At 37.6% G+C, this 25,518-nt stretch carries 23 protein-coding genes and 1 pseudogene; 18 read left to right on the forward strand and 6 right to left on the reverse strand.

Features of this window, described 5'->3' with window-relative positions:
* The first annotated feature begins 79 nt into the window (after positions 1-79).
* Positions 80-544 carry a cupin domain-containing protein gene (locus B5488_RS10345; protein ID WP_079735194.1) on the forward strand — a complete coding sequence of 155 codons (465 nt, stop codon included), beginning with the start codon at positions 80-82 and terminating at the stop codon, positions 542-544.
* Between the two features lie 57 nt (positions 545-601).
* Here B5488_RS10345 and B5488_RS10350 read toward each other — a convergent pair whose 3' ends face one another.
* Positions 602-961, reverse strand: coding sequence for a toxin-antitoxin system YwqK family antitoxin (locus B5488_RS10350; RefSeq protein ID WP_079735195.1), 360 nt, complete (start codon positions 959-961; stop codon positions 602-604).
* A gap of 229 nt (positions 962-1,190) precedes the next feature.
* Between B5488_RS10350 and aspS the strand changes: the two genes are divergently transcribed.
* The 4 genes from aspS (at position 1,191) to B5488_RS10370 (ending at position 5,440) form a co-directional block, all read left to right on the forward strand.
* Complete coding sequence (aspS, locus tag B5488_RS10355) at positions 1,191-2,936, forward strand: aspartate--tRNA ligase (protein ID WP_079735196.1); 1,746 nt, start codon at positions 1,191-1,193, stop codon at positions 2,934-2,936.
* 169 nt (positions 2,937-3,105) lie between these two features.
* The gene (locus tag B5488_RS10360; protein WP_231919724.1) at positions 3,106-4,896 is read left to right on the forward strand and encodes a chloride channel protein; all 1,791 of its coding nucleotides are present in this window, start codon (positions 3,106-3,108) and stop codon (positions 4,894-4,896) included.
* A gap of 4 nt (positions 4,897-4,900) precedes the next feature.
* Positions 4,901-5,140, forward strand: coding sequence for a hypothetical protein (locus B5488_RS10365; RefSeq protein ID WP_079735197.1), 240 nt, complete (start codon positions 4,901-4,903; stop codon positions 5,138-5,140).
* 105 nt (positions 5,141-5,245) lie between these two features.
* The gene (locus tag B5488_RS10370) at positions 5,246-5,440 is read left to right on the forward strand and encodes a cold-shock protein (protein ID WP_037318850.1); all 195 of its coding nucleotides are present in this window, start codon (positions 5,246-5,248) and stop codon (positions 5,438-5,440) included.
* A 66-nt stretch (positions 5,441-5,506) separates the two neighbouring features.
* Here the strand turns inward: B5488_RS10370 and B5488_RS10375 are convergent, their stop codons facing one another.
* Positions 5,507-6,481: a helix-turn-helix transcriptional regulator gene (locus B5488_RS10375; RefSeq protein WP_079735198.1), complete on the reverse strand. Its 975-nt coding sequence runs from the start codon at positions 6,479-6,481 to the stop codon at positions 5,507-5,509.
* A 479-nt stretch (positions 6,482-6,960) separates the two neighbouring features.
* On the opposite strand from B5488_RS10375, the gene B5488_RS10380 reads away from it, so the two are divergent.
* From B5488_RS10380 to B5488_RS10390, 3 genes are all read left to right on the forward strand, one after another.
* On the forward strand, positions 6,961-9,018 hold the full coding sequence (locus B5488_RS10380; RefSeq protein WP_106197085.1) for a TonB-dependent receptor plug domain-containing protein: 2,058 nt from the start codon (positions 6,961-6,963) through the stop codon (positions 9,016-9,018).
* A 21-nt stretch (positions 9,019-9,039) separates the two neighbouring features.
* The gene (locus B5488_RS10385) at positions 9,040-10,383 is read left to right on the forward strand and encodes a hypothetical protein (RefSeq protein ID WP_079735199.1); all 1,344 of its coding nucleotides are present in this window, start codon (positions 9,040-9,042) and stop codon (positions 10,381-10,383) included.
* 89 nt (positions 10,384-10,472) lie between these two features.
* Positions 10,473-11,612, forward strand: a complete 1,140-nt coding sequence (locus tag B5488_RS10390; RefSeq protein ID WP_079735200.1) for a PepSY-associated TM helix domain-containing protein — start codon at positions 10,473-10,475, stop codon at positions 11,610-11,612.
* Positions 11,613-11,668: 56 nt separating this feature from the next.
* Here the strand turns inward: B5488_RS10390 and B5488_RS10395 are convergent, their stop codons facing one another.
* A complete protein-coding gene (locus tag B5488_RS10395; protein ID WP_079735201.1) occupies positions 11,669-12,628 on the reverse strand; it encodes an NAD-dependent epimerase/dehydratase family protein in 960 nt (319 codons plus the stop codon).
* Between the two features lie 221 nt (positions 12,629-12,849).
* On the opposite strand from B5488_RS10395, the gene B5488_RS10400 reads away from it, so the two are divergent.
* The 3 genes from B5488_RS10400 to B5488_RS10410 all read left to right on the forward strand — a co-directional run bounded on the left by B5488_RS10400 (position 12,850) and on the right by B5488_RS10410 (position 16,167).
* Positions 12,850-13,410, forward strand: a complete 561-nt coding sequence (locus B5488_RS10400; RefSeq protein WP_079735202.1) for a hypothetical protein — start codon at positions 12,850-12,852, stop codon at positions 13,408-13,410.
* A gap of 67 nt (positions 13,411-13,477) precedes the next feature.
* On the forward strand, positions 13,478-13,960 hold the full coding sequence (locus B5488_RS10405; protein WP_079736581.1) for a nuclear transport factor 2 family protein: 483 nt from the start codon (positions 13,478-13,480) through the stop codon (positions 13,958-13,960).
* Positions 13,961-14,097: 137 nt separating this feature from the next.
* Entirely contained in the window at positions 14,098-16,167 is a 2,070-nt protein-coding gene (locus B5488_RS10410) for a M13 family metallopeptidase (RefSeq protein WP_079735203.1), read from the forward strand.
* 289 nt (positions 16,168-16,456) lie between these two features.
* On the opposite strand, the gene B5488_RS10415 is transcribed toward B5488_RS10410, so the two are convergent.
* Both B5488_RS10415 and B5488_RS10420 read right to left on the reverse strand, forming a co-directional pair.
* Complete coding sequence (locus tag B5488_RS10415; RefSeq protein ID WP_079735204.1) at positions 16,457-16,819, reverse strand: YraN family protein; 363 nt, start codon at positions 16,817-16,819, stop codon at positions 16,457-16,459.
* Between the two features lie 58 nt (positions 16,820-16,877).
* On the reverse strand, positions 16,878-17,447 hold the full coding sequence (locus B5488_RS10420) for a hypothetical protein (protein ID WP_079735205.1): 570 nt from the start codon (positions 17,445-17,447) through the stop codon (positions 16,878-16,880).
* Positions 17,448-17,604: 157 nt separating this feature from the next.
* Between B5488_RS10420 and metG the strand changes: the two genes are divergently transcribed.
* From metG to B5488_RS10440, 4 genes and pseudogenes are all read left to right on the forward strand, one after another.
* Complete coding sequence (gene metG / locus B5488_RS10425) at positions 17,605-19,692, forward strand: methionine--tRNA ligase (protein WP_079735206.1); 2,088 nt, start codon at positions 17,605-17,607, stop codon at positions 19,690-19,692.
* A gap of 108 nt (positions 19,693-19,800) precedes the next feature.
* Positions 19,801-20,116: pseudogene (locus tag B5488_RS10430) on the forward strand (GIY-YIG nuclease family protein).
* An 81-nt stretch (positions 20,117-20,197) separates the two neighbouring features.
* A complete protein-coding gene (locus B5488_RS10435; RefSeq protein ID WP_079735207.1) occupies positions 20,198-21,100 on the forward strand; it encodes a histone deacetylase family protein in 903 nt (300 codons plus the stop codon).
* Between the two features lie 152 nt (positions 21,101-21,252).
* Positions 21,253-23,022 carry a glycoside hydrolase family 9 protein gene (locus tag B5488_RS10440; protein ID WP_079735208.1) on the forward strand — a complete coding sequence of 590 codons (1,770 nt, stop codon included), beginning with the start codon at positions 21,253-21,255 and terminating at the stop codon, positions 23,020-23,022.
* 194 nt (positions 23,023-23,216) lie between these two features.
* Here the strand turns inward: B5488_RS10440 and B5488_RS10445 are convergent, their stop codons facing one another.
* A complete protein-coding gene (locus tag B5488_RS10445) occupies positions 23,217-23,549 on the reverse strand; it encodes a single-stranded DNA-binding protein (protein ID WP_079735209.1) in 333 nt (110 codons plus the stop codon).
* Between the two features lie 184 nt (positions 23,550-23,733).
* Between B5488_RS10445 and B5488_RS10450 the strand changes: the two genes are divergently transcribed.
* The 3 genes from B5488_RS10450 to B5488_RS10460 all read left to right on the forward strand — a co-directional run bounded on the left by B5488_RS10450 (position 23,734) and on the right by B5488_RS10460 (position 25,502).
* Entirely contained in the window at positions 23,734-24,297 is a 564-nt protein-coding gene (locus tag B5488_RS10450; RefSeq protein WP_079735210.1) for a sugar O-acetyltransferase, read from the forward strand.
* A gap of 90 nt (positions 24,298-24,387) precedes the next feature.
* Positions 24,388-24,792: a hypothetical protein gene (locus B5488_RS10455; RefSeq protein WP_079735211.1), complete on the forward strand. Its 405-nt coding sequence runs from the start codon at positions 24,388-24,390 to the stop codon at positions 24,790-24,792.
* A gap of 95 nt (positions 24,793-24,887) precedes the next feature.
* Positions 24,888-25,502, forward strand: coding sequence for a hypothetical protein (locus B5488_RS10460; protein ID WP_079735212.1), 615 nt, complete (start codon positions 24,888-24,890; stop codon positions 25,500-25,502).
* Positions 25,503-25,518: the final 16 nt, after the last annotated feature.

The raw sequence follows: 25,518 nt of genomic DNA on the forward strand, positions 1-25,518 counted from the left end.
AATTACCCTCATATCCTCCTCGGCTTATTTAAGCTAACTTAATTTTAAAACGCATCTAACCTAAAAAAACCGGGAAATTATGAAAATTCAACACCAATTTATCGGACTAAAACATTATTGCTTCTTGCTTGTTTTTCTATTATCCTGCGGAATTTACGCCCAGGAAAATGCTGAAAACTCAATAGCTTTTACAAAAAGCGATAAAAACCTGGAATGGGGACCCTGCCCTGAATTTATGCCTGAAGGTTGTAATATTGCCGTATTACATGGAAATCCTGCCGAAAAGAATGCCGACATTTTTTTTAAAGTTCCAGCCAACGCCTTTATCCCGACACACACCCACACTTCCCCGGAACGAATGGTTCTTGTTTCCGGTGAGCTAGAAGTAACTTATGAGGGAGAACAAACTCAAACCTTAAAAGAAGGCTCTTATGCTTATGGGCCTGCCAACAAACCTCATTCAGCACAATGTGGAGATGCCCCTTGTGTTCTTTTTATCGCTTTTGAAGAGCCTATAGATGCAGTAGAAGTAGAGCAAGATTAAATCATAAAAAAGGCCGTCTTTTCAGACAGCCTTTTTGTTTATTTCGAAATTCAGCTTTTAGTTATCAGCTAAAGTACCATCGCTTTTCCAGGTATTCACGCCGGCGATTTTGTTATTATCATAATCTACTTCAGTTAGTTTATCTGAAGACCAAAAGAACCATTTTCCGGTTTTTTTACCTTCGGTATAGTTAGCCATACTTTGCTTTTCGCCTTCAGCATCATAAGCAATCCATTCGCCGTGCAATTCCCTGTTTTTATAAGTTCCTTGCTGCCGAACAGTTCCATCTTCATAATAAAAAGTTCCCTTAATAAGGTCTCCTTCTTTTTCAAACTTTGGTTCTGGGCTTTCCTGTGCCATAGCAGCTGCTCCAAAGGTGAAAACGGCAGCCATCAATATATTTTTTATCTTTTTCATAGTCTTTTCTTTAATCCTTACTTCCCAAATATAACTAAAAGTTTACTTTAAAGCAACAATAACATAACATTAAGTTAACATTGAAATTGCAAAAAGACTGCCAGACAAATATTTAATCATAAATCCCCTACAAAACACAACATCTTATCCCTTATTTTATAAGCCTATTTTACCGGGAAACCCACAAGAACTTCTTACTTTTGCGTTACTTAAAATTATCAGGAATAATATGTATAGAAGTCATAACTGCGGGGAATTAAATGCAGCTTCAATTGGCCAGGAAGTAAAACTTTCCGGCTGGGTTCAAAAAATAAGGGACAAAGGATTTATGGTTTGGGTAGATTTACGCGATCGCTATGGCATCACCCAGCTTATTTTTGATGAAGAGCGTTCTTCGAAAGAACTTATGGAAAAAGCCCAGAAACTTGGCCGCGAATTTGTAATCCAAATTAGCGGAAAAGTGATTGAGCGGGAATCTAAGAATACAAATATTCCAACAGGTGAAATTGAAGTTTTAGTTGATGAAGTTAATATCCTCAACACTTCCCTTACGCCTCCTTTTACTATTGAAGATGAAACCGATGGTGGCGAAGATCTTAGAATGAAATATCGCTATCTTGATATTAGAAGAAATCCGGTAAAAAACAAGCTGAAATTTCGCCACAAAGTAGGAATGGAAGTAAGAAATTACCTCTCTAATCAGGATTTTATTGAAGTTGAAACTCCGTATTTAATAAAATCTACTCCTGAAGGTGCCCGTGATTTTGTGGTACCAAGCCGAATGAATGAAGGTCAGTTTTATGCTCTACCCCAATCGCCACAAACCTTTAAGCAATTGCTAATGGTTGGCGGAATGGATAAATATTTCCAGATCGTAAAATGTTTTAGAGATGAAGACCTTAGAGCCGACAGGCAACCAGAATTCACGCAAATTGACTGCGAAATGGCTTTCGTAGAACAGGAAGATATTCTGAATATTTTTGAAGGTTTGACTCGCCATTTACTAAAAGAGATCAACGATGTGGAAGTTGAGAAATTTCCAAGAATGACTTATGCTGAGGCGATGAAAAAATACGGAAACGACAAACCCGATATTAGATTTGGGATGGAGTTTGCCGAATTAAACGAACTTGCCAAAAATAAAGGCTTCAATGTTTTCGATCAGCAGGAATTAGTTGTGGGAATTGCGGTTCCGGGAGCGGCTTCTTTCACCAGAAAAGAAATAGACAAATTAATATCCTGGGTTAAAAGACCACAGGTAGGCGCCAACGGACTCGTTTGGGCAAAATATAATGAAGATGGAACTTTAAAATCTTCAGTAGATAAATTTTATGCTGAAGAAGATCTGAAAACCTGGGCTGAAGCTACTAATGCAAAACCGGGCGATCTTATTCTCGTTATGGCCGGCGATGCCAACAAAACAAGAACTCAATTAAGCGCATTAAGAATGCACTTAGGAAACGAATTAGGGTTGAGAAAAGCCAATGAATTCGCTCCACTTTGGGTGGTAGATTTTCCACTTTTGGAGTGGGATGAAGAAACAAAGCGTTTTCACGCCATGCACCATCCTTTTACTTCGCCGAAAAAAGAAGATTTTGCACTTCTTGAAACAAAACCGGGAGAGGTACGCGCCAATGCTTACGATTTAGTATTAAACGGAAATGAAATTGGCGGTGGTTCTATTAGAATTCATGACAAAGAAACCCAGGCTAAAATGTTCGATTATCTTGGCTTTACGCCAGAAGAAGCCAAAGCACAATTCGGCTTTTTAATGGATGCCTTTCAATATGGCGCTCCACCTCACGGCGGGCTTGCTTTTGGTTTTGATAGATTGGTAGCCATTCTAGGCGGACAGGAAAGCATCAGGGATTTTATTGCTTTCCCTAAAAACAATAACGGCCGGGATGTGATGATAGATGCTCCAGCCAAACTAGATGAAGCGCAACTTAAAGAACTTCATCTTCAGGTAAAATAGCTTGAAGCAAATTCAAAAGGGATGTATGCGAAATAGTTTTTCAAATTCAAGCCATCCACATAATTATCCGGACTCAGTATTGAAATCTCGATTATCGAGTAAAACTATAATTGATAAAAATTCCCGGTTTCACATCGGGAATTTTTTATCTTCACTTAAAATTTTTTGAGTGGGCAATAAAGCTACAAAATTACTAATCCGGTTTTCAGACTGGAGTAACCGGCATTTGAGCCATCAACAATTTTTGATGATTTTAAGTGCTATTATTGGTTTTACCGCCGGTTTAGGCGCAGTGGTCATAAAAAACCTTACGCACTTTATTCAGCGCCTGCTGGAAGGAAATCTAATTATAAATTACCATCACGCATTTTATTTTATTTTTCCGCTTATAGGTTTAAGCCTTACGCTACTGGTAATTAAAGTGGTATTAAAGAAAAAGATTGGTCACGGGATTCCTTCAACGCTTTATGCAATCTCCCGCCGAAAAGGAATTATGCGTTCTTTCCAAATGTATGCTTCTATAATCACAGCTCCTTTAACAGTTGGTTTTGGAGGATCTGTTGGATTGGAGGGACCAACGGTGGCCACCGGTGCTTCCCTGGGATCTAATATTTCCCGGTTTTTTAAGATGAACCAAAGCTCCCGTACTTTATTAATTGGGTGTGCAGCCGCCGGAGCTATGTCTTCTATCTTTAAAGCGCCTATAGCGGCAATTATATTTGCTATTGAAGTTTTTAGCCTGGACCTTACTTTAATCTCCATGGTTCCATTGCTTATTGCTTCGGTTTCAGCGATTCTCACCTCTTATTTTTTCTTTGGCTCTGATATTATTTTACCTGTTGATCTTCAGGATAATTTCACTATTTCTGAAGTGCCTTTTTACATAATCCTTGGAGTTCTTGCCGCAGGTTGTTCTATGTACTTTACAAGTATTTATTTTAAAATTGGAGATGCTTTTAAAAAAATAGATTCCCTTTTTTACAGGCTGCTTATTGGCGGCCTTGGTCTTGGAATCCTTATTTATTTAATTCCTCCACTTTATGGCGAAGGTTATAATGTTATAAATAACCTATTGGCTGAAGATTATTTGGAAGCTTTAGGAACCAATTTTTTTAATGACTACCTTGATAATATCTGGATTGTAATAATCCTCCTGGCCGGACTTGTGATTTTTAAAATCCTGGCTACTTCCCTCACTTTTGGAGCCGGAGGTGTTGGCGGTATTTTTGCGCCGGTATTGTTTATGGGAAGTGCCATGGGACATTGCTTTGCCCTAATTGTAAACAATCTGGGAATATTAAAAAACCCAATTTCGGTAAGTAGTTTTACGATGGTTGGGATGGCCGGTTTAATGGCCGGGGTTTTGCACGCACCACTTACCGCCATTTTCCTTATTGCAGAACTCACCGGCGGCTACGAACTCTTTGTCCCCCTAATGATTACCGCTGCTATTTCTTATATGATTACCAACCAGTTTCAGCCACACTCGGTATATACCATGGAACTCGCAAAACGTGGCGATTTGTTAACTCATAATAAAGATCAGGCCGTATTAACCCTCTTGAATATTCAGCAGATTATAGAAAAAAACTTTGTTACCCTCAATATAGATATGAATCTTGGAGATGTTATTCACGAAGGCGTAATAAAATCTTCCCGAAATCTTTTTCCCGTTATCGATGAAAATCGTAAATTCCTGGGTATTATTCTATTAGATGATATTAGACCGATAATGTTTGACCAGAAAATGTATGAAGAGGTAAAAGTGAGCGACATTATGCAACGAGCCCCTGAAATAATTGACCTTAGAAAAGACCGGCCAAAAGACATAATGACCAAATTTCAGGAAACAAATGCCTGGAATCTACCTGTGGTAGATGACGAGAAATATGTAGGATTTATTTCTAAATCTAAACTATTAACCGCCTACCGTCAAAAACTAATAGAAGTAACTGTTTAAATTTATGAATACTATTTTAAAACTTTTAGGCATATTAATATTAATTGCCATTGGAGTGGGATTTTATTACCGCACTTTTGAAGATGTTGTGCTGGGAGACCAAATAATTGGCATCGCAGTTTTAGCAAGTGCATTTATTTTAATGCCTATTTTTCTCTATGTGAGATGGAAAGGAAAACGGCTGCAAGACTACACTCTCACTAAAGAGAACATGGATAGAATGCGGGATAAGGGAATAGATTAATTGCCTGTTTTAGAATACTTTCAAAAGAAAATCGAAAATATTGCATTGTCTTCAATAATATTGTGCTAACTTTGCGCTTTATTAATTATTTATTTTATTATTACAATGGAAGGTACAGTTAAATTTTTCAATGAATCAAAAGGATACGGATTCATTACCAACGACGAAACAGGAAGAGACATCTTCGTACACATTACTGGTTTAGATGGCGAGAGCTTGAACGAAGGTGATAAAGTTGAGTACGTTGAAGTAGAAGGTAGAAAAGGAGTTAACGCTGCGGAAGTACGCGTTATAGAATAATATATATTATCCTATTTCAAGAACTTGAAAAGCCGCTATAAAAGCGGCTTTTTTTATACCTAAATTTTACTGATTTAAACCCTGTTTTGGGGTATAGCCGTAACACTTTTTAAAAGTGTTTATAAAATGGGGCACGCTCTTATATCCCAATATTCCAGCCATTTCACTTACCGTATGTTTTCCTAATAAGGTTTTAGCCTTTTCCATTCGCAGTTCTATAATAAAACTCCTAATTGTTTTACCATACATCTTTTTAAAATCTTTCTTTAGCTGAAGTTCATTTAAAAGAATTTTTCTGGCGAGTACTTTTATAGTCGGCGGATTTTTAAAATTTTCAATCAAATACGCGTGAGCCGTTCTTATTTTTTCAAGGTTCTCCTTGCTAATCCCTTTTATTACCCCATTACACACTTCCTCCTGGCAAAAATGTAATGAAAGAAACAGTTCTTTGAGTCTTAGATCGAGATAATATTTCTTAAAATCGTTATTCCAATCGCTTTTGGTAATTTCATTTAAAATATGATACAAATTATAATCTATGGGAAATTTACAGGTTCCCCATTTTTGGAAATCACCCTGAATAATATGCTTATAAAAAGAATTATTTTCTACCCAGGCCTCATTTTTTAATAATTCCAGGTAATATTCTTTTGACAAATAAATCGCCTGATAATGAGTAGGTTTATTTGCCGGCATCTCTATAGTAGTAACAGTATCGCAGTGATAACAACAATTAATTCGGCCCATTTCAATAGGTTTTTTGTCCTTTAAAGAAACTAAATGCGAATCTCCCTTCCCTAAATAAGATATTTGAATATACTCCCCCCGAATACTAAAGATATCTGTAAGATTTTTCTCATTTTCAAAGAAGCTTTCCACGATAAACAAGCCCTTTTTAAACTGAATTTTGCTTTTCGCTTTTAACCAGGAACACGATGGAATACCTATCTCCTCTTTAATAATATTTGGATCTATTTCTTCTGAAAGATCCTGGGAAAATAAGGTTTCATTTACCTCTACTAATTTAGACTCAATATACATAATACGTTTTCCGTAATTTTTATTTCCAAAACCGAAACAGGCTTACAGCTTCAAAATATAAATTTGCTGCAAGTTATTTAAAATTAGTTTAAATAAGAATAATAAATTATAATTGTGATTAGAGCCTGTTTTTTGCTTTGTTTATTTTTGAGTTCAATTAACCTCTTATCCCAGGCGAACGGGGAGACCTTTTCTGTATCTGGGGTAGTGAGGGCACATAACCAGGAGGTTTTAAAAGGAGCTCAAATTCGGGCGACGGGTATTGATAAAATTTTAGCACAATTTCCGATTCACTAGGGCACTATAGATTAGATAATCTTAAAGCTGGTATTTATATTCTGGAGATTCAATCGGGAAATTTCCTCGATCATCAGCAAATCGCAATCACTAATAAAAATATACAACTTCACGTAGTTTTAAATAAAACTGATAACGAATTAGACGAAGTTCACCTCCAGGCAGAATCATTCAAATCTAAAATGGAGAAAAAAGGTTTTGCGGTTAATGTAATTGAAACCGAAGAAGCGAGTATTAGAAATATTCAAACTAACGAATTACTAAACACAACCGTTGGGGTTAAAATTCGCCAGAATGGTGGTTTAGGCTCTCGTGCAGAATACAGTTTGAATGGATTATCGGGCAGCGCCGTACGCATTTTTATAGACGGAATTCCGATTTCCACATTTGGTTCTTCTTATAATTTAAACAGTATTCCGCCTTCAATGATCGAGCGAATTGAAGTCTACAAAGGCGTTGTTCCCGGCCATTTAGCCGACGATGCGCTTGGCGGCGCTATTAATATTGTGCTTAATAATCAATCGAGTGAAAATATTAACGCTTCCGTTTCTTACGGATCATTCAATACTTTTCAAGCCAATGTGAATGGGTTATACCGGTTCGATAAATCTGGTTTTACCGTAAAAGCTTCTGCTTTTCATAACTATTCTGACAACGATTACGAAGTTTCAGGCCGAAGTGTTGTAGTAACAGGTTTAGGTGGTCAACAAACCCCAATTACCGCAAGACGGTTTAATGACGCCTACAGGTCTACCGGAGGTATGGTTCAGGTAGGATATACCGATGTAACATGGGCCGACCGGTTTTTTGTAGGCTTTACAGGTTCTGATGATTATAAAGAAGTCCAACATGGCGCATTTATGACTATTATGCCATACGAAGGAAGATTTCTTGAATCAGACGCATCTCTAGCCAATTTAACTTACCAAAAGAGAGATTTATTTACTCCAGGATTAGAGGTGAATGTAACCGGATACTACGGGAAGCGCAATCGCCAGGTAAATGACACGGTACCATGGGCTTATAGCTGGAACGGCGAAAGGGCAATTGATTTTAGAGGTAATGAATATCAATATACCTGGGGATCACAGCAAGAGGGCGGCCCAACGCTTGCAAAAATCAACCGAAATGTTGCCTCCATTAGAACAGGTTTGGCCTACGCTATTAACGAAAATCACAAAGTCCTGGCAAACCATGTATATAGCGGAATTGATAGGGAAGACAGTGACGAATTACAATCGGTCTTAGAAAACACTTTCTTAGGAACTAGAGATTTACACAAGAATATACTTTCGCTAACCTATGAATTAAATGCTTTTAATGATAGGTTAAAAACTAATTTATTTGGGAAATATTATCAACAAAAAACAATAAGTGTAGATCCTGAAATTCAAAGAAATCCAGATGGAAGCAGGCAAATTGTAGATGAAGTAGTAAACAGCAACAAAAAATATGAAGGTTATGGTTTTGCAGCTTCCTACGAGCTTAGCCCCGCTATTACCATATTAGCCTCGGCCGAAAAAGCCGTACGCTTGCCCAACGAAACCGAAATTTTTGGTAACGATGGTGATAATGTTGTAGCCAACGCAAGCATTAATCCAGAGCAAAGTAACAATTATAATTTAGGGGTTAAACTAGGTACTTTTAACTTTAAGAAGCATCAATTTAATGCTTCAACCAATCTTTTTACAAGAAATATTAAAGATAGAATTGGTTTACCTATCGAAACTTCTTTAAATGTAGATGAAGAATTAATTCTTTACGTAAACCAGGGAAGCGGAACTTCAAAAGGTATAGACGCACAGTTAAGTTATACCTATAATAACAATTTCGGACTTAATTTCAACATATCCAGATTCGATTTAAAAATTGAAAATAGAGGTGTAGAAATAGATGTTCCCAACACACCATTTTTTACAATGAATGGCAACTTACGCTACTCAATCAAGAGTTTAATTCAGAAAAATTCCCGGCTAAACCTATTCTATACCATGTACTTTACCGATGAATTTTCATACCTGGTTCCGCAGGGATCCAATACCGTGGGAGACGATTTCTTTAAAGTACCCCGACAATTTGCACAAGATATTGGACTTAGCTACACCTTCCCAGGTCAAAATTTTGTAATGAGTTTTGATGTAAAAAACATTTTTGACAAGCCTGTTTACGACAACTTATCAGTACAAAAACCGGGAAGGGCTTTTTACCTAAAATTAAATTATTCAATCAATAAATTTTAACCAATTATAAAAAACAATAGTATGAAACGTAATTTTTTTAGCATTAAAACTTTAGCAACGATTGCAATGGCAACAGGCTTACTAGCTTCTTGTAGTAGCGATGACACTCCTATTGACAACGGCCAGGAACCAGGCGAAAATGAAGATGGCAGATGGATTACTGTGGTCGCCGCCAGAATGGGAGAAAATCCCGGGGATGGTAATGGAGGCACATTAATCTATTCACTAAGCAGTGAAGATGCTAAAGATCCAACAGTATCTATAGAACCTTTTGACAACGGATTTATAGTACCTTCAAACAGAACTGCAAGATTACAATCTTCTCAAGACGGTAGTACTATATTTAATATTAGCTACGCAGGTGATACCGGTGGCAATTACACTAAATATAATGTCAATGGAGGCCAAAATTTTGAACAAACCGGTAGTGAAATTAGCATTGCTCCTTATGTAGGTTCTGCTCCAAGATGGATTAAATTATTTGATGGAGACCAAACAGGAGCTGCTGTTTATGTAGATACCGAGAACCAATTTGATGAGAACGATACCTATCTTCGAACTCAGGCTACCATGGGTATTGTTACCTTAGATTTACAGAATTCGGCAATAAAAGAATTTAAAGAATCGAGCCTTCCACTAAGCGAAGAACTGGAAGCACAAGGGTATTACATTGGTAGGATTGATATGCCAACATTAAATGCTGCGGAAGATAAAATATACATTGGCGCACGTCTAAGCAAAGTAAACCCAGAAACCGGAGAAACAGATAGGGATGGTGAAGTTTTAGGATCTAAAACCATTGTATTAGACTACCCTTCTTTAGAAAATCCAACTATTATAACATCATCTGTAGGGAAAGGAAACACCAATGGATACCGTAGCATTAATGCTTTCTTAGTAAATGGAAGTGTTTACCAGGCAAACCAGGGAGATCCAAATGGTTCTCATATCTTAAAAATAGATAGCAACAACCAATATGATGATTCATACGTATTTAACTTAGATGAAGCATTAGGTGTAGAAGACGCTTATATTCTTGCCTGGAGACCTACCGCAAGCGGAAAAGCAGTTGTAGCTTATAGTCACGCAGGTTCTGCTGAAGGCGTAGCTGGAGCACAAGGATATTTCGCCCTTGTAGATTTAGAAGCAAGAACAGCACATAAAATAGACGCAATCCCATATACTGAAGATTTCTACTTATTCCAATATCAAGGCTTTGTAGTTGATGGTGATGAAGTATACGTAACCGAAGCTCCCGTAGGAGAAAACGGAAATATTTACATTATAGATACAGAAACTGGTGAGGTAACTAAAGGAGCTGAGCTGGTAAATGTAGAAGGAAGTCACTTTATAGGAGCATTTTAAGCAACTAAATAATATTTGAATTTGCCAAAAGAGGCTGACCGGGAATTCTGTTTCCGGTCAGTCTTATTTTAAGTTTTATACCAGAATCCATGACAAAGAAAAAGCAAAAAAAGAAAAAATATACGTTTAGAAAATTACTGAACGATTTGCATTTATGGTTAGGGCTGGGCAGCGGAATTATTTTATTCCTTGTTTGCCTAAGCGGAACCATCTTAACATTCGAAACCGAAATAAAATCTCTTTTTGCTGAAGAATTAAAAGTAGACCCCGGGCAGGGAGAAGTAAAAGCTATTGAAAGCCTTCAACAAAACCTCGAGAGCTTAGGCACTGTTACAGGTGTTACACTATCTGAAAATGGTAAAAAGGCCTATGAGTTTAAGGTAAAAACTTCTCCGGAAGATAGACGCGGCACTACGTTTTATGTAAATCAATATACTGGCGACTATCAGCAGCTTGGTGAGAATCCCGCAGATGAATTCTTCTTTACCATGTTTAGAATGCACCGTTGGTTGTTATTCGATTCTGCTATTGGAAGACCAATTGTAGGAATTGCTACGATAATCTTTCTCTTTTTATCTATAAGTGGAGTCGTACTCTGGTTTCCGAAGAAAAAAATAAAGTGGAAAACTTTAAAACCTGGTTTTAAAATTAAATGGTCGGCCAACTGGAAAAGAATTAACCACGATCTACACAACACCTTTGGTTTTTATTCCTGTTTAGTATTAATTGTCATGACCCTCACCGGATTATTCTGGTCTTTTGATTGGTATAAAGACCTGGGTAGCCAGGTTTTGGGAACCCAGGTTTTTGGTGGTCGCGGCGGTCCCAAAGTTGCCTCAGAAGCTAATGCAGATTCTAAAACCCTGGAGCTTGCTCAAATTATTAATATTTCAAATCAAAATCTTGACTATCCCGGAGAAACTTCAATTTCGTTTCCGCAAGACGAAAATGGATTTTTTTCCATTAGGAAGTATGAATCTGGAAATTGGTCGCCCAATACTTACGATATGTTGGTTATAGATCGCGACGGTAAAATTCTTAAAAAGGAGCTTTTTTCAGAAAAACCGGCAAATGTACAAGTAGCTTCTTTGATCAAACCCATTCATACCGGGGAGATTTTTGGAACTTTTTCTAAAATAATTTATTTTCTCGCCTGCCTAATCGCAACCAGTTTACCAATTACCGGCACATTGATTTGGCTTAATAAAATGAAGAAAAAGAAGAAGTAAACTAATTCTCAAAAGAATTATTTTCGATGGTAATGTCTCAGAATATTAAACCACGATTATTTCGTGGTTTTTAATTGTTCAGATACGCCATTGAGCATTTCCTTAACCAGGCTTTGCAGATCAAAATCGTGTTCCCATTGCCAATCTTTTCTAGCTTCAGAATCATCTATACTCGAAGGCCAGGAATCTGCAATTTTTTGTCTAAAATCTGGTTCATAAGCAATTTTAAACTCCGGAATTTCCTTTTGGATAGCTTCAGCAAGAATTTTTGGAGTAAAACTCAATGCTGAAAGATTGTAAGAAGACCGCACTTTTATTTTTTCTGCAGGCGCTTCCATAATATCTACGGTAGCTTTAATCGCATCGTCCATATACATCATTGGGAGGCCGGTATTTTCGGCTAAAAATGAAGTGTAGGCTTTATTTTTTAGTGCTTCGTGAAAAATCTCAATCGCATAATCTGTAGTTCCGCCGCCGGGAAGGGTTTTGTAACTTATAATACCGGGGTAGCGCAAGCTTCTTACATCTACGCCATATTTATCGTGAAAATATTCGCACCATCTTTCACCGGTTTGTTTACTAATTCCGTAAACGGTAGAAGGTTCCATAATGGTGGTTTGTGGCGTATCATCTTTGGGCGTGGTAGGACCAAAAACCGCAATACTCGAAGGCCAGAATACTTTTTCAATTTTTTTATCTTTTGCGAAATTTAAAATATGAAAAAGGGAATCCATATTTAAGTTCCAGGCCTTCATCGGCGCTTTTTCTGCAGTGGCGCTGAGCATGGCTGCCATAAGATAAACTTCAGAAACCTCGTGTTTATCAATAATCGATTCTATTAAAGAAGAATCGGTGGCATCGGCAATTTCAAAAGGTCCAGAACTCATCAAGTCTTCGTTGCCTTCCCTAATATCACTGGCAACTACTTTTTCATTTCCGTAGAGATCGCGTAATTTCAGCGTTAACTCGGTTCCAATTTGCCCGCAAGCCCCAATAATTAAAATTTTCCCGGCCATCGTATTGATTTTTCCGCAAATATATTTATTTATATAGAGGTTTTCGCAATGAAATAGGCGAAACCTTTACTTTTATTAGAAATCTTTTATTGCGCGAAGTATTTTGATAATACTTCAACTAATGCGGTGAAAATAAAGAAAATTTTATGCTTATTTGGTTCGCAAATACTTCCTTCGGGAATTATTTAAATTGAAAATTTTTAGGTTAACTTTGTTTGTGTATGAAAAAACCGGTTTTTATAATAGTTATTTTACTCTTTTGGGCCTGCAAAGAGAAATCTCAAACCGAGGATACTAACGGCCGGCAATTAGATTCTATCACCTTAAACCAACCCATAGAAACTACAAACGAAGAAGTAATCTTACTGCCTGAGGCAAGAAAGCACGCTATAAACTGGCTTGCTTATATCGCAGCCCAAAATGAAGTTGACCAGTTAAGAAATTATAATCTACAGCAAACTATAGAAAGTTCCAGTCCAATTTCCCAGGTTATGGAATCACTATCTACCAGCATTCCCGATTCTTTAAGTTCTAATGCGGTTAGGGCCCGCGCCAACGTTTTAACTACTAAAGCAAAGGTTTTAGAACAACTTTCTCACCGCCGGCAATTAGACGCCAATGCCATTACAGAGGTTGCTCGTGAAATCCCTGAAGAATTCAATAATTTTAAAATTCAGCTTAATGAACTTTTCCTTAAAACGCTGGAAGATTTTGAAGAGGAACTTGATGAATTTAAAGCCGAAAGAGATACAATTTCTATAGATTCCCTTCCCGAAGCATAATTGCAATCGCTATTTTTTCTAAATCTTAATGCTGAAAAATTGGTATCTTCAATTAAAATTCTTCAAAATGAAAAAATTTATTACACTGCTTTTCTTGATTTTCAGTTTAAATATAACTGCGCAGGAAAAATCTAAAATCGATAAGGTTTTAACCGAATGGCACATGGCCGCAGCCGAAGCCAACTTTGAGAAATATTTTAGGTTAATGACCAGAGACGGTGTTTTTATAGGAACAGATGCTTCTGAAAACTGGCAAAATGATGATTTCCGTGAATTTTCAAAACCTTATTTTGATCGTGGGAATGCCTGGAGTTTCACAAGCTTGGAACGAAATATTTATACGCAAAAAAATAGCAAAACCGCCTGGTTTGATGAATTGCTGAATACACAAATGGGAATTTGTCGTGGCTCTGGAGTACTACAAAAAACCGAAGACGGTTGGAAAATTGCGCATTATGTGCTTTCCATAACTGTCCCCAACGAAAATGTGGAAAAAGTAACACAGTTAAAAAAAGAATACGATCAAAAATTGATAAACCAAATTGATTAAACCTTCAATAAAAATCAAACTTTCCTAAGCTTGCTTTTAGGGAAAATGCAATTATTTTTTGGTTTCAAATAATCTTCAGCTAAATATGCTACTTTTTAGTACTTTAGCGCGAGAATTCATAATAATTCAAACCACATATGAAAAAAATAACGAATGTGCTCTTTTTATCGATTTTGGGAGCTGCAAGCATTACAAGTTGCCAAAACGACGATAAAGAAAGTAAAGAAAAAGAAGAGGTTCACGGTATTAACCTCGCCTATATGGATACTACCGTTACTCCCCAGGAAGATTTCTTTAGATATGTAAACGGGAAATGGGTAGATTCTACCGAAATCCCTTCAGACCAGACTACCTGGGGAAGTTTTATGGAATTGCGCGAACGTACCGATGAGGATGCGATGGCGATTCTAGAAGGTGCTTCTGCCAACGATAGTTTAGACCCGGCAAGCGACCAGGCCAAAGCGGTTTACCTTTACAAAACAATTATGGATACCGTTGCCCGAAATGAAAAAGGTGTGGAACCGGTAAAACCATATTTGGCAAAGGTAGATTCTATCGAGAATAAAGAAGACCTTCAGGAATTCCTTACTGAAATGCAACAATACGGCGGTGCGGGATTTTTCTCTTTCGGGGTTCGTGCAGATGCTAAAAACAGCAATATGAATGCTGCTTACCTTTATCCTGCAGGATTGGGTTTACCAGATCGTGATTACTACGTTGCAGATGATTCAGATTCAAAAGAAAAGAGAGAAAAATATGAAGCGCATATCACCAGGATGCTTCAGTATATTGATTACTCTGAAGAAGAAGCTGCAAATGCTGCAGAGCGTATTCTTGCTTTTGAAACTAACCTGGCAGAACCTCAATTGGATAAGGTTGAGCGTCGTGATGCCCGTAATACCTATAACCCTAAAACTGTAGCCGAACTTAAAAATATGGTTTCAGCGATAGACTGGGATGCTTATTTTGAAGAAATTGGCGCTACAAATCTTGATACCATTATTGTTTCTCAACCAAATTATATGGAATCCCTTCAGGATGTTTTTGCTAAAAATTCGGTTAAAGATTGGAAAGATTACTTAAAATGGAGCATTTTTAATGATGCAGCCAGCACACTTTCTACAGATATTGAAACTGCAAACTGGGAGTTTTACAGCAAAACTTTACAAGGGGCACAAGAGCAACGTCCAAGAAAAGAACGCGCTTTACAAACTGTAAACGGTACTTTAGGAGAAGCACTGGGTAAATTATATGTAGACGAACATTTCCCGGCTGAGGCTAAAGAAAAAGCTCAGGAAATGATTTCCAACCTGGTTAAAGCTTATGAGAATAGAATAAATAATCTTAGCTGGATGAGTGAAGACACCAAAGAAAAAGCTAAGGAAAAATTAGGCACTACAACTATTAAAGTTGGTTATCCAGATGAGTGGAAAGATTACAGCGATCTTGAAATTGTAAATGTTGAAGATGGCGGATCTTATTTTCAGAATATGATGAACTCCAGCAAATGGAGAGTTGCCGATAATATGAGCGATCTTGGCCAGCCGGTAGACAAAACCGAATGGTTTATGCCTCCACAAACTGTTAATGCTTATTACAACCCAAGCTATAACGAAATTGTATTCCCTGCGGCTATTCTTCAACCTCCATTCTACGATTATAGAGCTGATGCTGCTGTAAATTACGGCGGAATTGGCGCGGTAATTGGTCACGAAATCTCGCACGGATTTGATGATAGTGGATCTCGTTTTGATGCTGAAGGAAACCTTAATAACTGGTGGACAGACGAAGACCTAAAACAATTTGAAGCACTTGGAAAAGACCTTGCTAACCAATATAGCGACATTGAAGTATTGGATAGCGTTTACATAAACGGTCAATTTACTTTAGGTGAAAATATTGGTGATCTTGGTGGTGTAAATGCTGCTTACGATGGTCTTCAAATTCATCTTGAAGAACATGGAAACCCGGGTAAAATAGATGGTTATACACCAGAACAACGTTTCTTTATGTCCTGGGCAACTGTATGGAGAACAAAAATGCGTGATGAAGCCTTGAAAAACAGAATCAAGACCGATCCTCATTCTCCAGGTATGTACAGAGCTTATGTACCGCTTCAAAATATCGATGCTTTTTATAGCACTTTTGATATTCAGGAAGGTGATAAAATGTATGTTGCTCCTGAAGATCGAGTAAAAATCTGGTAAAAATTTCTTCGGAAATTTGATAAAGAAATAGACCTCAAAGTCCCGATTCATTTTGGGGTTTTGAGGTTTTTCTTTACCAAAAAGTAGATCTCACAGGTTTTGGAAACCTGTGAGGTCTTTTTGTTTTATTGTCATCCTGAATTTATTTCAGGATCTAAGATATTGATATTCAAATCAAGTTAGAAGCTGAAACAAGTTCAGCTTGACGAATTTAGAACTTTTCAGATAGTTTTTCTGACCACTAGCAACTGAAACAATGCGGTTGGAATAAAGTTTAGGATGAAAAATTTCACTCGAAATGTAAAAAAGCGTCTTCGAGATGCTCTACCTGTATTCCTGCTTTATTTTTTATGATCGCAACAATATCAAATCTTACTTCCAGGTCCAACTGATTATCATTTAAAAAGAAATCGGCAGCCTTTACAAGCTGCCGAATTTGTTTAGGCTTTACAAAACTTTGTGGGTCCCCAAAATCGGGTGTGCTTCTTGTTTTAACTTCTACTACTACCAAAGTGTTATGTTTCCGGGCTAAAATGTCTATTTCCGCTTTGTTATAAACATAATTTTTAGCCAGAATTTCATAATCTTGTTTTAAAAGGTATTCTAAAGCGAGGCGTTCACCCAATTCCCCTAAAGCATTATGCTGAGCCATAAGTGAAATTAGGATTTATTCCAGATTTTTATACAGAGGGATTTCCTGTAAAACACAGCTAATTCACCAACATGATGCTGGTTACCTTTAAATCTAAGCGTTCAATTTCTTCTTCACTCGCTTCAATAATTCGGTCTCCATAAAATTTATCTGAAACTTCGCCATCCGGAGCCAGAAACACTCGAAGTTTAGATTTTTCAAACTTACCATCATTCCACATCACAGCACCGCCATAATCCCATCCAAATCCGTAGAACGAAATTTCCTTTTCATTTAATTTATACAAAGCTTCATAAGTAGTTCCAATTTCAATGCCTTCAGCAGATTTCCATTTTCCATTTTCTGAAAATCGGATATCATAGATTTCCTCGCGCTCTTCACTCTTCCAGGTAATATGTAGTTCATCTGGAGTATCGGGATACATTATGGTATAGGCTCTTTCTACAGTACCCTCCTCAAACATACCGGTGTCTTCCTGAATATTTGCTTCAGGGTAGGTTTCAGCTAACTCTTCTGTATCATAATTTGTAAGGTTTTCAACCACAAATCTATCTTTAGACATTTTGCTATTAGAACTTCCACAGGCTGCAAGACTAAGTACAATAATTATTAAGCTTAATTTTTTCATTGGTTAATTTTTATTGATTTAAAACTTTTGGTATTCGAATTAAATTTAAAGGCTAAATTGAGGAACATTTCCTACAGACGCCTTCTGTTTTACAAGAATTTAACGCGTATTTTTAAGGAGTTGCTTACCTTTGCGCCCTCAATAAATTTTAAGATAAATGAATAATACTCCACAGCGATACACTATTACCGCAGCATTACCATACACCAACGGCCCCATACATATTGGCCATCTTGCCGGTGTTTATGTTCCAGCCGATATTTATGCCCGTTATTTACGAATGCAGGGCAATGATGTGGCTTTTGTTTGCGGAAGTGATGAGCACGGAGTGCCTATTACCATAAAAGCAAAGAAAGAAGGCGTTACGCCGCAGGATATCGTAGATAAATACGACGGAATTATCAGAAAATCTTTCGAAGATTTTGGCGTTTCTTTTAATAATTACTCAAGAACTTCAGCCAAAGTACATCACGACACCGCTTCGGCATTTTTCAAAAAGATGTATGAAGATGGGAAGTTTATTGAAGAGACTACGCAACAACTTTACGACGAAAAAGCAGGACAATTCCTGGCCGATAGGTTTGTAACCGGAACCTGCCCAAAATGCGGAAACGAAGAGGCCTATGGTGACCAGTGTGAAAGCTGCGGAACTTCGCTAAACGCAACAGATCTTATTAATCCAAAATCGGCGATTACCGGCGAAGTACCCACTTTAAAAGAAACCCGCCACTGGTTTTTACCACTAGACCAATACCAGCAATGGCTGGATGAGTGGATCGTAAAAGGCCACGCCCACGACTGGAAAAGCAATGTACACGGGCAGGTAAAATCCTGGTTAAATGATGGTTTGCGCGCAAGAGCCGTAACCCGCGATTTAGACTGGGGAATTCCTGTTCCTGTTGAAGGTGGCGATGGCAAAGTGCTTTACGTTTGGTTTGATGCACCAATTGGTTACATTTCTTCTACTAAAGAATGGGCCGAGCGCGAAGGCAAAGACTGGGAGCCATACTGGAAAGATGAAAACACCAAGCTGGTACACTTTATAGGAAAAGACAATATTGTATTTCATTGTATTATTTTCCCCGTGATGCTTAAAGCGCACGGTGAATATATTCTCCCAGAGAATGTTCCGGCAAACGAATTTCTCAATTTGGAAGGCAGAAAACTTTCTACCTCCAAAAACTGGGCAGTTTGGTTACACGAATATCTTGAGGAATTTCCAAATCAGCAGGATGTTTTGCGTTATGTATTAACCGCAAATGCACCTGAAGCGAAAGACAACGATTTTACCTGGAAAGATTTCCAGGCCAGGAATAATAACGAGTTAGTGGCCGTTTTCGGAAACTTTATCAACCGTGTAGTTGTACTTACCAATAAATATTACTCCGGAATTGTTCCAGAACCGAATGATTATTCTGAAGTTGACGAGCAAACCATTGTTGAACTTAAAGCTTATCCCGCGGTTATTGCAAGTTCTATTGAAAAATACCGTTTCCGCGAAGCACAGGGCGAATTGATGAATTTGGCTCGTTTAGGAAACAAATATTTAGCAGATGAAGAACCCTGGAAACTTATAAAAACTGATGAGGAAAGGGTGAAAACCATAATGTATGTGGCTTTACAAATCGCTTCGGCTTTGGCAACCTTAACCGAACCGTTTTTGCCCTTTTCTTCAGCAAAACTTCAAAAAATGCTGAATTTTACCGATGCTGAAAACAAACTTTCTGGGGAAGAGTATTCGCAATGGAATAAAATCGCAACCCGAGATTCTTTACTTCCGGGAGGCCATCAAATAGGCAAAGCCGAATTGCTTTTCAGCAAGATTGAAGATGAGCAAATTCAGCAGCAATTAGAGAAACTGGAAGCTACTAAAACAGCCAATGCTGCCGAGGATAAAGCAGTAGAACCACAAAAGGAAACCGCTACTTTTGAAGATTTCACCAAAATGGATTTACGCGTGGGAACTATTATTGAAGCCCACAAGATGCCCAAAACGAAAAAATTAATGGTGATCAAAGTAGATACCGGTTTAGATAAAAGAACTGTAGTTTCGGGCATTGCAGAGCATTACAAAGCCGAAGAAATTATTGGTAAAAAAGTTACTGTTTTAGCCAATTTAGCCCCACGAAAACTGCGCGGTGTAGAAAGCGAGGGAATGATCTTAATGACAGAGAATTCAGCTGGAAAACTGGTTTTTGTAAATCCAGATGAAGATGGTGTAGAACCCGGGACTACGATAAATTAGATCTCGTTCTCAACTGCGCTCTAACTGACATAAAATTCCAGGGTTTCAAAACCTGAATGTCACCCCGAGCGCAGTCGAGGGGTATATTGAAAAACTATAAGTCTCAGTATGAAAGCTTATTACATTTATATCGTTGAATGTTCAGATGGTCTCTTATATTGGGTTTACCAATAATATTTCCAGAAGGCTGGAAGAACATAATTCTGATCTTAATTCGAATAGTTTTACGTTTAAAAGAAGACCTGTAATTTTAAAATTTTACCAGGAATTTAATGATGTGAATCAGGCAATTTATTTTGAAAAGAAAATCAAGAAATGGAATGCAAAGAAAAAGTTAGCTTTAATAAATGGCGATTATGAACTCTTGCAAATCTTAGCGGAATGTCGAAATGCAACTCATTCTAAATATAAGCCAGAAGATTAGTTCTCGACTGCGCTCGAACTGACAAACTCCAATGTTTCCCCGAGCGCAGTCGAGGGGTACTTGCATTACTAATTTTATTAAATGCTAAAAATCGCCTATCATCCCATCTATAAACATCCGCTGCCCGAAGGTCATCGTTTCCCGATGGAAAAATATGAATTGCTTCCCAGGCAGTTACTTCACGAAGGGACTTGTAGTGAAGATAATTTTTTTGAACCCGAATTTCCAGAGGAAAAATACATTCTCAATGTTCACGACGCCGATTATTTTGAACGTTTAGGCAATCTAAACCTTAGTAAAAAAGAAATTAGAAAAAGTGGATTTCCACTTTCTGAAGCTTTAGTAAAACGGGAAATGATCATTGCCGATGGTACGATGAAAGGCGTACATTATTCCATAGAAAATGGAATTTCATTTAATATTGCCGGTGGCACTCATCACGCTTATTCCAACCGTGCAGAAGCCTTTTGTTTGCTTAACGACCAGGCGATTGCCGCAAGGTATCTTCAGCAGAAAAAGTTAGCGGAAAAAATTCTCATTGTAGATCTGGACGTTCACCAGGGCAATGGCACTGCTGAGATTTTTCAGGACGATCCTTCAGTTTTCACCTTTTCTATGCACGGAAAAGGGAATTACCCTTTCAAAAAAGAAAAATCAGATCTCGATATTGAAGTCCCTGATGGTAGTGGCGACGACCACTATTTAAAACTGTTAAAAGAAACTTTACCTGGTTTAATCGAAAAACAAAAACCCGATTTCATCTTTTACCTATGCGGTGTAGATATTTTAGAAACTGATAAACTGGGCCGACTTTCCTGCACGGTAAATGGCTGTAAAGAAAGAGACAGGTTCGTTTTGCAAACCTGCCACGATCTAAACATTCCCGTGCAATGCAGTATGGGCGGCGGATATTCTAAAGAAATAAGGGTGATTATTGAAGCCCACGCTAATACTTACAGGTTAGCAAAGGAAATTTATTTCTGATCTATTCCCATTTAGCATTTAATCTATTTTATCGAGTGAAAATTTTCCCTTCTAAAAAGCACAGACTTATGCGGAAAAACATTTCAGGAACATTAACTTTAAATCCGGCTATTTAAAATTGTCAACAATATTCAAAACGAAAAATTAATTTTATGAAGTCTTCAACTATATTCCTGTTTTCTTTTCTATGCTTTGTTCTGAATTTTACCGCCAATGCTCAAACCAAAGAGGACAGTTCAGGTTCGGAGAAAATCCGGATAAATCAGATAGGCTTTTATCCTGAAGGCCCCAAAAAGGCAATTATTGTAACTTCAGAGGCCATAGGTTTTTCTATTCTTACATCAGATCAAAAAACTGAAGTATTTTCAGGCAAACTCAGCGATGCTCAAGAATGGTCACATAGTAAAGAAACCGTAAAACAAGCTGATTTTTCTTCCGTGGAAAGTTCAGGTGAATATGTAATTCATGTGCCGGGCATTGGCACCAGCCATCCTTTTAAAATAAATAAAAATGTGCATTTTGAGCCGGCAAAAGCAAGCATGAAAGCTTTTTATTATCAAAGAGCTTCCACAGATTTACCAGAAGAATATGCCCGAAAATGGGCAAGGGAAGCAGGACATCCAGACGACGAGGTGAAAATCCATAATTCTGCCGCCTCACAGAATCGCCCTGCAGGATCTACGATTTCGAGTCCCGGAGGCTGGTATGATGCAGGTGATTATGGAAAATATATCGTAAACAGCGGAATCACGATGGGAACTTTGTTTTCCCTGTATGAAGATTTTCCTGACTATCTCGACACCCTGAATTTGAATATTCCCGAAAGTCAAAACAACATCCCCGATTTTCTCGATGAAACACTTTACAACCTAAGATGGATGATGACGATGCAGGACGAAGACGGTGGTGTTTACCACAAACTTACCAGCGCAAACTTTCATGGTGCAGTTGCACCAAAGGATGCCACCTACCAGCGATGGGCCGTGCAAAAAGGAACAGCCGCCACTTTAGATTTTGCTGCAGTAACCGCCCAGGCAGCAAGAATATTCGCTAACTATAAAAATGAATTGCCCGGATTATCAGATTCTCTGCTTGTAATGAGCGAAAAAGCTTATAACTGGGCTAAAGAAAACCCCGAGGTAATTTACCGCCAGGAAGAACTAAAAGACCCTGAAATTAGTACCGGTGCTTACGGAGACCAGAATTTTAAAGATGAATTACAGTGGGCCGCTACAGAACTTTTTATAACAACGGGAAAAGAAAACTACTACAAAGACGCTAATTTAGAAAGCTCTTTAGAAACCTCTTTTGGCATTCCCGCCTGGCCAAATGTGAATACACTTGCACTCTACTCGCTCGCAAGGCATAGGGACAAATATCAGAATAGTAAGCTCGTAGCTATAGACGCTATATTAGGGCAGCTTAACAAAATGGCCGATGATTTGGTGACATCTTCAAAAGCTTCAGCTTATGCAATCCCAATGGGAACCAATGAGTCTGACTTTGCCTGGGGAAGTAATTCAGAAGCAGCAAATCAGGGTATACTTCTTTTAAACGTGTATAAAATAACCGGTGACGAGAAATATCTTGATGCTGCAAATGCTAATCTTGATTACCTTTTGGGCAGGAATGCTACGGGCTATTCCTTTTTAACCGGTTTTGGCGAAAAAGCCACGAGAGATCCGCATCACAGACCTTCGGAATCTGACCATAATGAAGATCCAGTACCGGGGCTTTTGGCTGGTGGTCCAAACCCGGGACAACAGGACAAAGAAGGCTGCGGAAATAAATATACTGATGCGCATAAACATCCGGCAACTTCCTATATAGATGATCGCTGCAGTTATGCCAGTAATGAGATCGCGATTAACTGGAATGCGCCTTTTGTATATCTCGCCAATGCGATAGAGGCAATAAGATAGATATGGTATGAGTGGTAAATAACCGAAATTTCCCTTTAGGTTCTTTTTGGAGGTTCTGGATTGGACTAATTTATAATACGAAATAAAGGTGGTTTATCATCTGATTAAGAAGGATAAACCACCTTTAAACTGAACCTTAGCATCTGGATATTTTTCAGAACCGGGTTAGAACTTTCGGTAAAGTAATTATCACTTTACTTCCCCATTAAAAGTAGCTCGTTGCAAATCACTTCAGTAATATAGCGCTTAGTACCGTCTTTATCATCCCAACTTCTGCTGGTAAGTTTGCCTTCTACTCCAACTTCTTTCCCTTTATTTACATATTTCTCTACCAGCTCTGCGGTTTTCCCCCAGGCCACGATATTGTGCCATTGGGTATCGGTTATACGCTCGCCGTTTCCGTTCTTGTAATTCTCATTGGTAGCTACAGAGAATTTAGCTAATTTTTTGCCAGATTCCAGGTTTACGATCTCAGGTTCTCTTCCCACATTCCCGATCAACTGTACTTTGTTTCTAATAGTGCTCATAACGTATTAATTTAAAAAGCTGAAAATCGTTAGTTCATTTCAACAGGACAAACATAGCACGGTTCTAAACCAGTAATCGGTTGGGAATTATTTGTTTACGTTTAAAGACGTTTGTAAACGTTTAAAAATGAATTATGTAATCGGAAATTTTTCGTAATATTAGATTTAACAATTAGGACTTACCATGACCGAAAAAGAAAAAATGCTTTCAGGCCAATTATACCTGGGTTCAGAAAAAGAAATCGCAAAAGACAGGTATAATGCAAGACTTATTTTTCAAAAAGCAAATAAGATGGGAGAAGAAAAAGCAGATGAAAGAATCAAGCTCTTCTACTCCTTATTTGGAAAAGCCGGTAAAAATCTTTGGATAGAGCCTCCATTTTATTGTGATTACGGATATAACATAAAAATGGGTGACCAGGTTTTTATGAATTTTAATTGCTGCATCTTGGATGTTGTGGAAGTAAATATTGGAAACAACGTGTTTTTAGCACCAAACGTACATATTTATACCGCAACGCATCCCTTAGATGCCAAAACCCGGGATTCGCTTTTAGAATATGGAAAACCGGTTACTATTGGCAATAGCGTGTGGATAGGTGGCGGCGCTATTATTTGCCCGGGAGTAAGTATTGGTGACGGAAGCGTGATTGCAGCAGGAGCAGTAGTGGTCAAAGATGTTCCTCCAAATGTATTGGTTGGTGGTAATCCTGCTAAAATCATCAAAACATTAGATAATAATCAATAGAATTCTATATAAAATTTATTTATTATTGTAATCATTATTAATAAATCATCATTCTCGTTCTAATTTTAGAAAATTCATCAATCAAATATCATGTATAAAAAATTACTTTTTTTAGCTTTTACCATTTTTTTCGTGGCAAATTCTTATAGTCAGTTAAATGTTAGCTACCATCAATCTAACCTTCCTTTTATTGGTGTAGGCTACGATATAAATCAACGCCTTACTCCAGAATTAAGACTGGGCACCGATCAGTTTATTTCAGATATGTCCCTAGAAGCAGTTTTAACCTATAAATTCATTAAAAAAGAAGATTACGATTTTTATGGTGGCCTGGGATATAGAGTCAATGCTTTTGAAGGACTTGTAGCGCCAGTGGGCCTTAACTTTTATCCGTTTAATGAAAAGAAATTCGGTTTTCACATAGAAGCAGCTCCTATTCTGCTTGATGCAGATATTCTTAGAGGGAGTTTTGGAATTCACTACCGCTTTCTTTAAACCCTTACAATTCTTACTTCGAAAGACTACATACTATCTCTGAGCAGGCTCAAGAGACAAGCTTAAATACATTCAAATCTCCATTATTAAAAAACATGAAAAATATTACGTTGATTGCCATAATTATTCTATTTGCTACACTTGAAGGGAAATCACAAAATTTAGAAGTAGGGTTTGGACTTGGAACCGGATCTGCGTATATGTATGAAAATTCTGATAGCAGTATTGATATTGATTACTCGCTACCATTTAGTTCATATCTTGATTTAAAATATTCAAAACCTGATTCTTATTTTGGACTTAAAATTAAATTCCAATATTTAAACGCTGCAATTAAAGGAAGAAATTGGAAAAGTTCTAATGAGCCCATTGATGGCGATGTCACTTCATTAACTTCTATGATTTTATTAGAGCATCTAAAAGAAAAGAACAAATGGAATTTTGGTTATAACTTTGGGTTTGGTTATACCCACCAGGAATTCAGACAGGATTTAATTAATTTATCACCAGTAGTTGATCATAATTTTATGAGTATCAATTTTTCCGGAATTATCAGTTCTAAACTAAGTGAAAATTTAGCCTTGCAATTAGAACCCACTTTATTCTGGACTGATCCTGTAGGTTCGCTCAGAGAAAGAGATAAATGGCAAATTGCCGGGGAAGACCTAAGCATTTTACTTCAAATAGGAATTAAATATAAAATTCATTAGCATACCCACGCAACCT

Origin of the sequence: Salegentibacter salegens, assembly GCF_900142975.1 — a bacterium.
Classification (GTDB): domain Bacteria; phylum Bacteroidota; class Bacteroidia; order Flavobacteriales; family Flavobacteriaceae; genus Salegentibacter; species Salegentibacter salegens.